Consider the following 12594-nt stretch of genomic DNA (forward strand, 5'->3'; position numbering starts at 1 on the left):
GGAACAACACTCGCGGGGCCGCGTACGCTACCGATGGCTGCACCCCGGGGGATCTTCACGTCTGACGTGCCCGCCGGTGGGGAGTCATCAGGGACGGCAGTGGCCGAGCCGATCCGTCGGCGGGCACCGTGAAGTACGGCCGGGCGCGGCCGCGAGGGTGCGCCCGAGTCTTCGAGTGGAGGACGAGATGGGATCGGCGATGGGCGAGCGGGATCACCGCCGGCAGAGATGGGCGGCCAGGGGAGCCCTGGCCGCGGTCGCGCTCGCGGCGTTGCTGCCTCTCGTCTCAGGCGGTCTGAAGGGACTGCTGCTGCTTCTGGCCGGCCTGGCGGGACTCGCCCTGACCGCGGCGGCGCTCTGGTGGGTCCTGTCCCGCCGCGGACCGGCACGCATGGCGGCGGCCGTACTGGCCGTCGTCGCCCCCGTCGGCGTCATCATCCTCTTCGCGGCCGCGAATCTGATCTGGGTGGTCTTCGCCTCGCTGCTGCTGTGGTGCGTCGCGGTCTGGAGCGGCCGCTACGCCCTGCGCAGCACGGGTCTGCGGCCGGTACGGGTCAAGGAGTACCGCACACCGCCGCCGCAGCGCCCCTTCCTCCTGCTCAACCCGCGTTCCGGCGGCGGCAAGGTCGAGAAGTTCTCCCTCAAGGAGAAGGCCGAGGAGCTGGGTGCCCGGGTCGTCATGCTCGACCCGGACCACCATCAGGACGTCACCGCCCTGGCCAAGGCCGCCGTGGCCGACGGAGCCGACCTCCTGGGCGTCGCGGGCGGCGACGGTACGCAGGCGATGGTCGCCGCCGTCGCGGCGGAACACGGCCTTCCGTTCCTCGTCATCTCGGCCGGCACCCGCAACCACTTCGCCATGGACCTGGGCCTGGACCGGGACGACCCGTCCACCTGCCTCGACGCCCTCACGGACGGGGTCGAACTCCGCGTCGACCTCGGCTTCGCCGACGACCGCCCCTTCGTCAACAACGCGTCGTTCGGGGTCTACGGGGCCGTCGTCCAGAGCCCCGGCTACCGCGACGACAAGGTGGGTGCCGCGCTGGAGCGGCTGCCCGAGCTGCTCACCCGCCAGAGCGGCCCGCGTCTGACGGCCAGTGCCGACGGCACCACCATCGCCGACCCACAGGCCGTCCTGGTGAGCAACAACGCCTACCGCATGGACGACCCGTTCGGCTTCGGCCGGCGCGAGCGGCTCAACTCCGGGAAGCTGGGCGTGCTCGCGGTCCGCGTGGACAGTGCCGTGGAAGCGGCCGAACTCCTGCTGTCCCCGCGCCCGGAAGGCCTCACCGTGCTCACCGCCCAGCACGTCGTCGTCCACTCCGACGAACCGCATCTCGAAGTCGGCCTCGACGGCGAGGCGCTCACCCTGCCAGCCCCCGTCCACTGCCGCATCGCACGCCGGGCCCTGCGCGTCCGGGTGCCCCGCAACCGCCCCGGAGTCCCCGAGGCGCCACCGCGCCTGGACTGGCGCCGGCTCCGCAAGCTGGCGGCCGCGGTCGGCCGTACCGCAGCACCCACACGCTCCCGGCGCCCCTGAGCGCGGCGCCCGGTCCCATGTGAGAGGTCCCCCCTGCCCGAAACGGCAGGGGGGACCTCTCACATGCGATCAAGCGGGTTACGCGCCCTTCGGCCCCGCCTGCTGTACGACCTCGAAGGACCACAGGGTCGAGTCGCTCGCGGCGGGCTTGGGCCGCTCGCCGCCCTCGCCGCCGCCCTGGTGCGCGGCCTTCATCGGCCCCTCCATCCAGGCCTGGAACGACGCCTCGTCACGCCACCGCGTGTAGACGAGGTAGGTGTCGGTGCCCTCCACCGGGCGGAGGAGCTCGAACCACTCGAACCCGTCGGAGCTCTCCACGGTGTGCGCGCGGGAGGCGAACCGCTTCTCCAGCGTCTCCCGCTGCTCGGCGGGCACGGTCAGCACATTGATCTTGACTACGCTCATGGCCCCATCTTGCCCGATGGCACCTCCGCGCCGACCGGGACCTGCGCCGCCGGATCTTTTGAACGCGTTCAAATGTGAGCTAGGGTCGGCCCCACACGTCGAGGGGGAGACCTTCATGAAGATCGTGATACCCGGCGGGACCGGACAGGTCGGCACCGTCCTCAAGCGCGCGCTGAGCACCGCCGGACATGACGTCGTGGTGCTGAGCAGGCGCCCCGCACGTCAGGGCGAAGTCCACTGGGACGGTGCGACCCCGGGACCGTGGGGGGAGGAGATCGACGGCAGCGATGTCGTCGTCAACCTGGCCGGCCGGAGCGTGAGCTGCCGCTACACCCCGGCCAACCTCCGCGCCATGATGGACTCGCGGGTCGACTCAGCCCGGGTCGTGGGCGAGGCCATCGCCAAAGCCGCCCGGCCGCCCCGGCTCTGGCTCCAGATGAGCACCGCCACCGTCTACGCCCACCGCTTCGACGCGCCCAACGACGAGGCCACCGGCGTGATCGGCGGAGCCGAACCCGGCACCCCCGGCTACTGGTCCTACAGCGTCGACATCGCCAAGGCCTGGGAGCGGGAGCAGGAGACGGCCGACACACCGGACACCCGGAAGGTGGCCCTGCGCGCCGCCATGGTGATGAGCCCGGACCGCGGCGGAGTCTTCGACGTCCTGCTCCGGCTGGCCCGGCTCGGCCTCGGCGGCCCGGTCGCCGGCGGTGCGCAGTACGTGTCCTGGATCCACGACCGGGACTTCGTCCGGGCGGTGGAGTTCCTCGTCGCCCGGGACGACATCACGGGCCCGGTCAACATCGCCGCTCCCACGCCCCTGCCGCAGAGCGCCTTCATGCGCGCCCTGCGTACCGCCTGGGGGATGCCGGTGGGGCTGCCGGCGACGCGCTGGATGGCCGAGGCCGGCGCCTTCGTGCTGCGTTCGGACACCGAACTGCTGCTGAAGAGCCGCCGCGTCGTCCCCGGCCGTCTGCTCGAAGCGGGCTTCGCTTTCGAGCACCCCGGCTGGCCGGAGGCCGCGGACGACCTCGTGCGGCGGGTCCGCGGCCGCGGCCTCGGGTGAGCCGGCGTCAGCTCTGCCCCTGGCCCTGCTCCAGGGCCTTGCCGGTCATGTCGGTGACCTGCCCGGCCGGCGGCTCGTCCGCCGCCACCTCGGTACCGAAGTCGGTGAAGTCCATGACCGTGCGCACCGTGACCTTCTGCGGCGCGGACGAGGCGTCGCCGGAGGACCGCTGCGTCGACGTCGGGGCCTTGAGGGTCATGTCGATCTGCTGACGGCGCATCCGGCCGTCGTCGTCCAGCCACACGTCCATCGGCAGGGTCGGGCCGACCTGCCGGCGAAGAGTGTCGCCGCCGGGCAGCTCGGCGACGTCGACGGAGACGCGGTAGTGCGTGGTCCGCACCCCGCCGATCGTGGCCGTGCCCTTCCTGGTCACGTCTTTGTCGGAGATGGCTTTGGCGTATGCCGCCGACTGGGCCGGATCGCTCATGGAGTTGTCGCCGGCGCCCTGCTTCTCGGCGACCTTCCCCAGGTCGATCTTGATCCAGGGCTTGCCGTCCGGCGCCTGCCCCTTCGGCATCTTCTGGTACAGCACCTGATCGATCACGCGCTGCTCGATCCGCTGCCCCCGCACCGTGAGCGTCATGACGCTGTCGCCGTCGTCCAGGTCCACGACGCCCTGCCCGTCGGCCGACTCCGAGGCACCCTGGGCGGAGGTCCGCACCCGCAGCTTCACCTCGGCGGTGTCCTCCTCGGCCGTCCTGTCGTAGGCCGAGCGCACCGCCTGCGTGCCCTGCTCCTGTGTGCCGCCGGCGGCGGAGGAACCCCGCGCACCGTCGCGGGTGTCCCCGTCGTCGCCGCAGCCGGTCAGCACCGTTCCCGCCAGGACACCGGCGACGCCTAAGGCGCAGACCCTCCTGCCGTTCCCTGCCCTGCTCATCGAACCAGCTCCTCTCAGGTGTGGTGCGACCCAAGTGCCCGAACCGGACATGAACACACGTGTCGGTACGAGGAGTTGGCCACCGGGACGGTTCGTGACGCGGCCGGTGCGGATGCCGGGTCCGGTCAGCGGCGGCCCCGGAGCTTGCCCAGCAGACGCTGGGCCTGGGCCCGCTTGCGGGGGTCGGCCGCGGCCCGCCGTGCCTGCTCGACGGCCCGCCGCCCCTGCGGACTCCGGGCGAACTGCTTGATGCGATCCAGGATGTTGGCCATGGGGCACCTTCCCTCGTGTCTGACGTGCTTGTTGTCTGTAGCCCGCCTACCCCTCCGACGAGGGGCTCAGCCCTCTCGCGCCCCGACGGCGGTCGACCGAACGTGTTTGCCGACGGAGTCAGAGGCAAGTCGGTGTCCATGACTGAACAGAACAAGCGCACGAATCACAAGCCGACCACCATTCAGGCGACGGAGTCCAAGGCACGCAACGCCACGGACAAGGCGACCGCGCCGACGACCCAGGCCGCGAAGCGTGCGGCGGCCAAGGCCGATGACGCGGGGTCAGCGGTCAAGGCCGGCGCCGAGCGCTCCGCCGAGGCGACGACGGCGGCCATGCAGACCGCGGCCAAGGGCGTCGAGGCCGGCCGTCAGGCGGTCGTCACGGCCTCGGGCCATGTCGCGGCCACGGCGAAGACGGCCTGGACGGTCATCGCCCACCGCAAGCTCGTCGCCGCGGGCGTCGGAGCCGGCCTGACCGCCCTGAGCGCCGCGTCCTACGCGGTGGGACGCCGCTCGGAACGCGGCACGCACGGCCCCGTCACCCGGTTCACCGGCGGACGGATCTGACCACGGCACGGCGTTCGACGTGACGGCCACGAGGAGGGCAGGCGGCGCGGCGCGCATCACCGGACTTCCCGGTGGTCCGCAGCGCCGCCTCCTTGTGGTCCCCGGCGCGCCTCGGCACCCGTAGGCACCGCCTCCGTGTGCTCCATAGCAACTCCCGCCGTCCGAGGTGTCTCCTTCTCGTGGCTTGGCGCACATCCGGCCCTCGTAGTGGTGTCCCCCTCGCGCGGCACCGCCGTGACGAGGAAGGATGAGACCGCAAGCGAAGGATCAACCCATGCGGAGGAGCGGGCCCATGCAGCACGAGCGAGCGGGCGATCCGGCCGGTTTCGAGGATCTCGTCGATGTGGCCCGGCTGGTGACCGCGTACTACGCGCTCCGCCCCGACCTGGACGACCCGGGGCAGCGCGTCACCTTCGGGACCTCCGGACACCGCGGATCGTCCCTGGCGAGCGCGTTCAACGACGACCACATCGCCGCCACCAGCCAGGCCATCTGCGAGTACCGCGCCGAGCAGGGCATCACCGGCCCGCTCTTCCTGGGCGCCGACACCCACGCCCTGTCGGAGCCCGCGCGCGTCACCGCCCTGGAGGTGTTCGCCGCCAACGAGGTGACGGTGCTGATCGACGAAGCGGACGGCTACACGCCGACCCCGGCCGTCTCGCACGCCATCCTCGCCCACAACCGCGGCCGCACCACGGGGCTCGCGGACGGCGTCGTCGTCACGCCCTCCCACAACCCGCCCGCCGACGGAGGGTTCAAGTACAACCCGCCCAGCGGCGGCCCCGCCGCCTCCGACGCCACCTCCTGGATCCAGGACCGGGCGAACGAGATCATCCGGGGCTCTCTGAAGGACGTACGGCGCGTCCCCTACGCCCGGGCCCTCGCCGCCCCCACCACCGGCCGCTACGACTTCCTGGGCACCTATGTCGCCGACCTGCCCGGCGTGCTCGACCTGGACGCGATCCGGGCGGCCGGGGTGCGGATCGGGGCGGACCCGCTGGGCGGGGCGTCCGTCGCCTACTGGGGCCGTATCGCCGAACAGCACCGCATCGACCTCACCGTCGTCAACCCGCACACCGACCCCACCTGGCGGTTCATGACGCTGGACTGGGACGGCAAGATCCGCATGGACTGCTCGTCGCCGTACGCGATGGCCTCGCTCATCGAGCAGCGCGACCGCTTCCAGATCTCCACCGGCAACGACGCCGACGCCGACCGGCACGGCATCGTCACCCCGGACGCGGGCCTGATGAACCCCAACCACTACCTGGCCGTCGCCATCTCCTATCTGTACGCCCACCGCGACCGCTGGCCGGCCGCCACCGGCATCGGCAAGACCCTGGTGTCCTCCGCCATGATCGACCGCGTCGCCGCCGACCTGGGCCGCGAACTGGTCGAGGTGCCCGTGGGGTTCAAGTGGTTCGTGGACGGGCTGGCCGGCGGCACCATCGGCTTCGGCGGGGAGGAGTCGGCCGGCGCGTCCTTCCTGCGCCGGGACGGCTCCGTGTGGACCACCGACAAGGACGGCATCATCCTGGCGCTGCTCGCCTCCGAGATCACCGCGGTCACCGGCAGGACCCCGTCGGAGCACTACGCCACGCTGGCCGCCCGCTTCGGCGAGCCCGCCTACGCCCGGATCGACGCCCCGGCGTCCCGCGAGGAGAAGGCCCTGCTCGCCAAGCTCTCCCCGGCCCAGGTCAGCGCGGACACCCTGGCCGGAGACGCGGTCACCGCCGTCCTCACCGAGGCCCCGGGCAACGGCGCCCCCATCGGCGGCATCAAGGTGACCACGGACAACGCCTGGTTCGCGGCCCGCCCCTCGGGCACCGAGGACGTCTACAAGATCTACGCCGAGTCCTTCCTCGGCCCCGACCACCTCGGCCGGGTCCAGGAGGAGGCCAAGAGCGTGGTGCTGACGGCACTGGGGGGCTGAGCACCGACCGGACCGCCCACGGCCCGGGCCACGACGACGTGACCCGGGCCGTACGGGCCGCCGGCTCGTCCTGCCGGACCGAGATACAGGACACTGGGGGAAGATCCGATCCGGGAAGGACCGTCACGTGATCATCTTTGGCACCAAGGGGTACCTGTACCAGCTGGCGATACTGACGCTGGTCTGCGGGCAGTGCGGCAACCCCGCCGCGCACACGCTCAGGAAGCGTGTCACGAAGTTCACGCTGTTCTTCGTGCCGCTGTTCCCGATCTCGACGAAATACCTGACCCAGTGCACCTTCTGCGGCGCGGAACAGAAGGTGACCAAGGAGCAGGCGGAGCAGCTGCAGATCCAGAACGCGGGCGGCCAGGGTGGTCAGACGTCCGGGCAGCCGGAGCAGCAGCACCACCGGTTCTAGTGCTCTGGTGCGGGACACTTCGGTGAGCGGCGAAGCGTCCCGCCCGTAGCGTCCTGATCATGACGACCGACACTCACATAGTGGTCCGGCCGAGCATCCTCTAGTTCGGCACGCCCGTGGTCCTGCTGACCACCGAGAACGAGGACGGCACCTTCAACCTGGCTCCCATCTCCTCCGTATGGGCCCTGGGGCAGCACATCGTCCTGGGCCTGGGGAGCGAGAGCCATACCGCACGCAACCTCGCGGAACGCCCGGGGAGGGCCGGGCCCGCGCGCTGACACCCGGGGGAGCGGGCCACTTCCTCAGCGTCGAATGCGATTTCCGCCACTACCACGGCCTGGCCCCGGGCTCGGCCACGGTTCTCGCTCGGAGACGGCGGGGCGGCCACCAGCGCGGCCTGACACGTACTGTCGGTTCCGCTTCCTTTCCGGACCGGCGCGGATCTGTGTGGCAACCGCAAGATCTCGGGTACCCGGCCCGCCACGGGCCCGGACTTGTGCTGCGGGCCGATGGGCCTCCTGTAGTCGACCAGTGAAAACGGAGGCATGAAGATGAGCACCGTCAAGGAATCCGTGGAAGTCGACGTCCCCGTCCACACCGCCTACAACCAGTGGACGCAGTTCGAGGAGTTCCCGAAGTTCATGGAGGGCGTCGAGGAGGTCAGGCAACTGGACGACCGCCACAACCACTGGACCACCAAGATCGGCGGAGTACGGCGCGAGTTCGACACCGAGATCGTCGACCAGCTGGCCGACGAGCGTGTCACCTGGCGCACGACCAGCGGCGACACCAACCAGAGGGGGTCCGTCCGCTTCGAGCGCCTCGACGACAGCCACACCAGGGTCGAGCTGGTGATGGACATCGAGCCCAGCGGAGCCGCGGAGAAGGCGGCGGACATGACGGGCACGATCGACCGCCGGGTCAAGGGCGACATGAAGCGCTTCAAGCAGTACATCGAGGAGCGCGGAGCGGAGTCCGGGGCCTGGCGCGGACGCATCCAGCCCGGCGGCACCGGCCCCGCCCTCTGACCCTCACGCTCCGTCCCGGACCCGGCCTCCATCGTGGAGGCCGGGTCCTTTTGCGCGCGCACGCGGAGAGGAGGTGATGATTCGGCCATCGTTATGACATGCACCTGTCCATATCGGCCTTCTGGTGGCACGCTGCCCTCTGACTGTCCGCAGTGACACCCCTGCCTGACCGGGCGGACGGTTCCCCGCCGCCCGGCCCCCACAGCAGAAGGAGACCGCGTGATAGGCAGATCCCGCAGCCCTCGATCGTCCGGCGGCACCACCCGCGCTCGCCACACCGTCCTCGGCACGCTCGCCGGCGTCGCCGCACTCCTGGCGACCGGTGTCACCGCCGCACCGGCGAGCGCCGCGCCCGGACCGGGAGCCATGGCACCCTCGGCGCAGAAGAGCGCCCTCGACTTCTGGACCCCGCAGCGGATGCGCGCGGCCACCCCGCTCGACATCCTGTCCGTCGACCGCTCCGACGCACGGGCATCCGCACCCCGCAAGGGCAAGGCGACCGTCGTGGCACCCAGCGCACCCGTTTCCGACGTGGGCCCCATGGCCATCCCGCACGGCGGCGGCCCCTGGTCCGGCGGGGGAGCGGTGGCCAAGACCGCGGGGCGGGTGTTCTTCACCTACCAGGGCCGGACCGCCTCCTGCTCCGGCAACGCCGTCACCAGCTCCAACAAGAGCACCGTCATCACCGCCGGGCACTGCGTGAAGATGCAGGGAGCCTGGCACACCAACTGGGTGTTCGTGCCCGGCTATCACGACGGCCAGCGCCCGTACGGCACCTGGGCCGCGTCCAGGACCCTGTCCACGCCGCAGTGGACGGCCAGTGAGGACATCAACTACGACATCGGCGCCGCCGTGGTCGCCCCGCTGGACGGGAAGCAGCTGACCGATGTCGTCGGCGGCCAGGGGCTGGCCTTCAACACCGGCTACAACAAGGCCATGTACTCCTTCGGCTTCCCGGCCGCCGCTCCGTACGACGGCGAGAAGTTCATCTACTGCAGCGGAACCACGTTCCGGGACTTCCTGCTGTCCAGCGACCACGGCCTGACCTGCAACATGACCGGAGGCTCCAGCGGAGGCCCGTGGTTCACCCAGTTCGACGAGGCCACCGGGACCGGCCTGCAGTCCTCGGTGAACAGCTTCAAGTACAACTTCCTGCCGAACGCCATGTACGGCCCGTACTTCGGCGCGGACGCGCAGAACCTGTACCAGAGCGCCCAGTCGTCCTGAGCCGGCGCACCAGCCGGGAGCCGGGAGCCGCCCCACCACGGGGGCGGGCCCGGCTCCCGCGCCGGTGGATCCGCAAGGGCGTCCACCGGCCCGCGGCTCAGCCCCGGGCCACCGCGATAGCACCCGCGAGTCGCTCTCCCGCCTCGTAGATCATGTACTTGTCGTAGGTGAAGCGGATGCCGTCGGCCGACCGGGCGAGGCGGGTCGTGAAGTTCTCCCCGTGGAAGTACAGCCAGAACTCCCTGGCGTCCGCGTTCCACAGCACACGGGGCGACGAGACATGGCTGACGGAGTGGTGCGGTGACCACTTGTTGGAGACGATCGGGTTCGACGGGTACTCCGTGAACGGACCCTCCAGTGAGTTGCCGTAGGCCAGGCAGATCCCCCCGGACGCGTCGTGCGGCGCGTAGTACGGGTAGTAGCGGCCGAGCGGGGAGCGCAGCCTGTCGTAGACGCCCCTGACGCAGGGGAAGATGATCTCGCCGGTGGGGTTGTACTTCAGCTGGGACGCCGTCAGCAGGGTGCGGACGTACCTATAGTCGGGGAATCCGCCGGGCGCCGCGGCCGCGGGCTCGGCACCCACGGTCGTCCCGACGGTGAGAGCGGCTCCGGTGGCGGCGCCGGCGCGCAGGAAGAGACGCCGGTCGAAGTGCTGCTCGGGCATGGTGGGCTCCAATGACGGAAGGCACCTGCGGACCTGGCCGACCTTCGAACTCACCTCCCGTGCGCCCCGGCCCCAGGCCGTGGTCACGGTCAGGCCGGACCACCTGACCATGGCGTTCCGCCGGAAGGCGGTGGCGACTCCCGAGTGACATCCCGGGGCCCGGGCGACGGGAGGTTGGTGCCGGTGGTTACGGGCAACCGGACCGGGGAGGGGAGGCATGCATGAGGCATCGCTCCGGTTCCGGTGAGCCGCCGCCATGGGCAAGGCCGGGTAGCCGATGGGGACCGTGGGTCTACTGGCCGATGCTCTGCTTGAGCGCCGGTCTTCTGGTGTGGCGGGTGATCGACGGCGACGGCGCGGGCCGCATCCTGGTGGCGGCCGGCCTGGTGCTCGTCTGGGGCTGTCTGCTGGCCGCCAACCGTGCGGCGCGACGCAGGCGGAGGTGAACCCGCGAGGCCCGCTGTCCCGCCCCGCGGGTGCCGCGCGGCGTGGTCGTCAGCTCCAGCCGAACCGCCGGTCCACCACCGCGGCGAACTCGTCGAGGGTCAGTACCGCGTCCCCGTTCTGGTCGGCCCTGTCGAACAACGCGGAGGAGTCGTCGACGTCCTGCACTCCCCAGAACGGCAGTACGCCCGAGGCGGCCAGGGACGGTCCGTTCGTGCGCAGGGCGATGATCACCTCTTCCCGGGTGAGAACCCCGTCGTGGTCGAGGTCGAGCGCCTCGAACAGCTTGCGGGCCTTGTCGCTCATCATCCGTCCCCGTCGCATGGAGGTCAGGCGGGCAGCTGCGTCCCGCTCTCTGGCTAGGACGCCCTATTCGCCGACCGGGTTGCCCCCGGGACGGAAAGCCGGCTCCAGGCGGACACAGCAGTAGCCGGGACTCGGGGCCAGGCATGCCTGGAGGGTCTTCGTGCCGAGGCCTTCGAGGGCGCCGCGGAGCAGGCGCAGGTTCATACCGCAGACGGTCTCGGTGTGGTCGCGGGCGAGCGCGTGGAAGGGACAGTTGCCCAGCACGATCGCGTCACCGTCATAGCGGGGCTCGAACCCGTGCCGTTCCAGCAGGTCGAACACGCCTGCGTCGCCCTGGCCGACGAGCTGGGCGCCGAGGTCGTGGGCTTTGCGGTGCAAGACGGTACGGACCGGCTCGCCGGTGGCCTCGGATTCCTCCATGGCCTGGGCGAGGAGCCGTCCGGCCAGCTCGTAGTGCCGCTCGGGCAGGCTGACGGAGACCTGCCTGGTGGAGCGCTTGTAGAGCTTGGCCGGCCTGCCCGCTCCTGGACCGGTGCGGCCGCTGCGCCGTTCGTGGACGACGTCGAGGAGTGACTCGTCCGCCAGACGGTCCAGATGGAACGCCGCGGTCTGCCGTGCGAGACCGAGGGCGGCGGCTGCTTCGTCGCGGCTGACGGGCTCCGGCCGGCGCACGACGAGCTCGTACAGCCGCATCCGCGTCGGCTCGGCCAGTGCGGCGATCGCGGAAACGTCGGCACGGGGCGCTTGCTGCGGGTGGTCCATGAACACCAGTGTAAAACCAATGACCATTGACTAAAGAACGTCTTCGCGCTTCTATCGTTAATGAGAGTCATCGATAGAAGGAGGCAGTCATGTCGTCCGCCGCCCCGACCACCACGTCCGCCGTCCCCCGGCGATCCAAGTTCACCGACCCCGGCTACCAGGCGTTCCTCATCCTGCGTGCCGGGTTCACCGTGGCGCCGATCCTGTTCGGGCTGGACAAGTTCGCCAACCTGCTCGTGGACTGGCCCGGCTACCTCGCGCCCTGGATCAACGACGTCGTGCCCGGCAGTGCCCAAGCGGCGATGTACGCCGTCGGAGCCATCGAGATCGTCGCGGGACTCGTCGTCGCCGTCGCCCCGCGCTTCGGAGGCTGGCTGGTGGCCGGATGGCTGGCCGGCATCATCGTCAACCTGCTGACCATCCCCGGCTACTACGACATCGCGCTGCGCGACTTCGGCCTTCTGCTCGGCGCGGTCGCCCTGGCCCGGCTCGCCCAGCACTACCACGCCGAGCGGCCGTCACACTGAGGGGCGCACCGCCCACCGCGATCTCGTACGTCGTCCTGATGTCGATGTGGTGGCCGCCGAGGCCCGGCCACCCCCGCGTCGCGGTCGGCCGTACCCTGCCGTGGGCAGCGGAAGGCACGTACGGGATGGTGGCAGATCGATGAACGACGAAGAGAAGACCCCCGGCGCGGCCGGTGCCCCCTTGCCGCGGGTGCTGTGCGATACGGAGTCGCTCATCTCTGACGAATCGGCACCGGCGGGTGCGCTGTGGCGACTGGCCGAGTCGGGTCGGCAGCTGGACGCCAACCTCATCCGCATCCCACCGCACGGCCGTATCGACACGCATACCGAGCCCGACCTCGATGTCCTCCTGCTCGTCGTCGCCGGTGACGGTACCCTCGGCCCGGCAGCGGACCCGCAGCCCCTGGCCCCCGGTCGTCTGGTCTGGCTGCCGCACGGCAGCGAGCGCAGCCTGGTCGCGGGAAGCGACGGCTTGTCCTATGTGACCGTGCACCGCCGCCGCCCGGGCATGCGGATCCGGACCAGGCCTGGCATGTGACACAGCCTGCTCCGGCCCAG

The 12594-nt window shown here is 71.0% G+C and carries 16 protein-coding genes and 2 pseudogenes; 12 read left to right on the forward strand and 6 right to left on the reverse strand.

The window, feature by feature from the left end:
• The first annotated feature begins 187 nt into the window (after window positions 1–187).
• Entirely contained in the window at window positions 188–1540 is a 1353-nt protein-coding gene (locus ACIBK5_RS34300) for a diacylglycerol/lipid kinase family protein (protein ID WP_399025796.1), read from the forward strand.
• 78 nt (window positions 1541–1618) lie between these two features.
• On the opposite strand, the gene ACIBK5_RS34305 is transcribed toward ACIBK5_RS34300, so the two are convergent.
• Window positions 1619–1945 carry an antibiotic biosynthesis monooxygenase gene (locus ACIBK5_RS34305; RefSeq protein WP_059416674.1) on the reverse strand — a complete coding sequence of 109 codons (327 nt, stop codon included), beginning with the start codon at window positions 1943–1945 and terminating at the stop codon, window positions 1619–1621.
• 115 nt (window positions 1946–2060) lie between these two features.
• On the opposite strand from ACIBK5_RS34305, the gene ACIBK5_RS34310 reads away from it, so the two are divergent.
• Window positions 2061–3011 (forward strand): TIGR01777 family oxidoreductase, encoded by a 951-nt coding sequence (locus tag ACIBK5_RS34310; protein WP_399025799.1) that lies wholly within the window; start codon window positions 2061–2063, stop codon window positions 3009–3011.
• A gap of 7 nt (window positions 3012–3018) precedes the next feature.
• Here the strand turns inward: ACIBK5_RS34310 and ACIBK5_RS34315 are convergent, their stop codons facing one another.
• Together ACIBK5_RS34315 and ACIBK5_RS34320 are read right to left on the reverse strand one after the other, a co-directional pair.
• Window positions 3019–3888, reverse strand: coding sequence for a hypothetical protein (locus ACIBK5_RS34315; RefSeq protein WP_399025800.1), 870 nt, complete (start codon window positions 3886–3888; stop codon window positions 3019–3021).
• A gap of 125 nt (window positions 3889–4013) precedes the next feature.
• A complete protein-coding gene (locus tag ACIBK5_RS34320; RefSeq protein WP_193482844.1) occupies window positions 4014–4160 on the reverse strand; it encodes a hypothetical protein in 147 nt (48 codons plus the stop codon).
• A gap of 138 nt (window positions 4161–4298) precedes the next feature.
• On the opposite strand from ACIBK5_RS34320, the gene ACIBK5_RS34325 reads away from it, so the two are divergent.
• The 6 genes and pseudogenes from ACIBK5_RS34325 to ACIBK5_RS34350 all read left to right on the forward strand — a co-directional run bounded on the left by ACIBK5_RS34325 (window position 4299) and on the right by ACIBK5_RS34350 (window position 9333).
• The gene (locus ACIBK5_RS34325) at window positions 4299–4727 is read left to right on the forward strand and encodes a hypothetical protein (protein ID WP_399025804.1); all 429 of its coding nucleotides are present in this window, start codon (window positions 4299–4301) and stop codon (window positions 4725–4727) included.
• Window positions 4728–5019: 292 nt separating this feature from the next.
• On the forward strand, window positions 5020–6660 hold the full coding sequence (pgm, locus tag ACIBK5_RS34330; RefSeq protein ID WP_399025806.1) for a phosphoglucomutase (alpha-D-glucose-1,6-bisphosphate-dependent): 1641 nt from the start codon (window positions 5020–5022) through the stop codon (window positions 6658–6660).
• 127 nt (window positions 6661–6787) lie between these two features.
• The gene (locus ACIBK5_RS34335; protein WP_399025807.1) at window positions 6788–7078 is read left to right on the forward strand and encodes a zinc-ribbon domain-containing protein; all 291 of its coding nucleotides are present in this window, start codon (window positions 6788–6790) and stop codon (window positions 7076–7078) included.
• Window positions 7079–7194: 116 nt separating this feature from the next.
• Window positions 7195–7332, forward strand: a pseudogene (locus ACIBK5_RS34340) (flavin reductase family protein); the annotation flags it as partial.
• Between the two features lie 297 nt (window positions 7333–7629).
• Window positions 7630–8106, forward strand: a complete 477-nt coding sequence (locus ACIBK5_RS34345; protein WP_399025809.1) for an SRPBCC family protein — start codon at window positions 7630–7632, stop codon at window positions 8104–8106.
• 219 nt (window positions 8107–8325) lie between these two features.
• Entirely contained in the window at window positions 8326–9333 is a 1008-nt protein-coding gene (locus ACIBK5_RS34350; protein ID WP_399025810.1) for a trypsin-like serine peptidase, read from the forward strand.
• A gap of 148 nt (window positions 9334–9481) precedes the next feature.
• On the opposite strand, the pseudogene ACIBK5_RS34355 reads toward ACIBK5_RS34350, so the two are convergent.
• A pseudogene (locus ACIBK5_RS34355) lies at window positions 9482–9997 on the reverse strand (hypothetical protein); the annotation flags it as partial.
• Here ACIBK5_RS34355 and ACIBK5_RS34360 point away from each other — a divergent pair.
• Window positions 9996–10145 (forward strand): hypothetical protein, encoded by a 150-nt coding sequence (locus tag ACIBK5_RS34360; protein ID WP_399025812.1) that lies wholly within the window; start codon window positions 9996–9998, stop codon window positions 10143–10145. The pseudogene ACIBK5_RS34355 and the gene ACIBK5_RS34360 sit on opposite strands and share 2 nt — an antisense overlap.
• Before the next feature lie 163 nt (window positions 10146–10308).
• On the forward strand, window positions 10309–10443 hold the full coding sequence (locus tag ACIBK5_RS34365; RefSeq protein WP_399025814.1) for a hypothetical protein: 135 nt from the start codon (window positions 10309–10311) through the stop codon (window positions 10441–10443).
• A 49-nt stretch (window positions 10444–10492) separates the two neighbouring features.
• On the opposite strand, the gene ACIBK5_RS34370 is transcribed toward ACIBK5_RS34365, so the two are convergent.
• Together ACIBK5_RS34370 and ACIBK5_RS34375 are read right to left on the reverse strand one after the other, a co-directional pair.
• On the reverse strand, window positions 10493–10765 hold the full coding sequence (locus tag ACIBK5_RS34370) for an EF-hand domain-containing protein (protein WP_399025815.1): 273 nt from the start codon (window positions 10763–10765) through the stop codon (window positions 10493–10495).
• A 45-nt stretch (window positions 10766–10810) separates the two neighbouring features.
• The gene (locus tag ACIBK5_RS34375) at window positions 10811–11509 is read right to left on the reverse strand and encodes a helix-turn-helix transcriptional regulator (protein ID WP_399025816.1); all 699 of its coding nucleotides are present in this window, start codon (window positions 11507–11509) and stop codon (window positions 10811–10813) included.
• Between the two features lie 89 nt (window positions 11510–11598).
• Between ACIBK5_RS34375 and ACIBK5_RS34380 the strand changes: the two genes are divergently transcribed.
• Both ACIBK5_RS34380 and ACIBK5_RS34385 read left to right on the forward strand, forming a co-directional pair.
• Window positions 11599–12036 carry a hypothetical protein gene (locus tag ACIBK5_RS34380; RefSeq protein ID WP_399025817.1) on the forward strand — a complete coding sequence of 146 codons (438 nt, stop codon included), beginning with the start codon at window positions 11599–11601 and terminating at the stop codon, window positions 12034–12036.
• A 139-nt stretch (window positions 12037–12175) separates the two neighbouring features.
• Entirely contained in the window at window positions 12176–12574 is a 399-nt protein-coding gene (locus ACIBK5_RS34385) for a cupin domain-containing protein (RefSeq protein WP_399025818.1), read from the forward strand.
• Window positions 12575–12594: the final 20 nt, after the last annotated feature.

Origin of the sequence: Streptomyces sp. NPDC050546 (assembly GCF_044457425.1) — a bacterium.
Classification (GTDB): Bacteria; Actinomycetota; Actinomycetes; order Streptomycetales; family Streptomycetaceae; genus Streptomyces.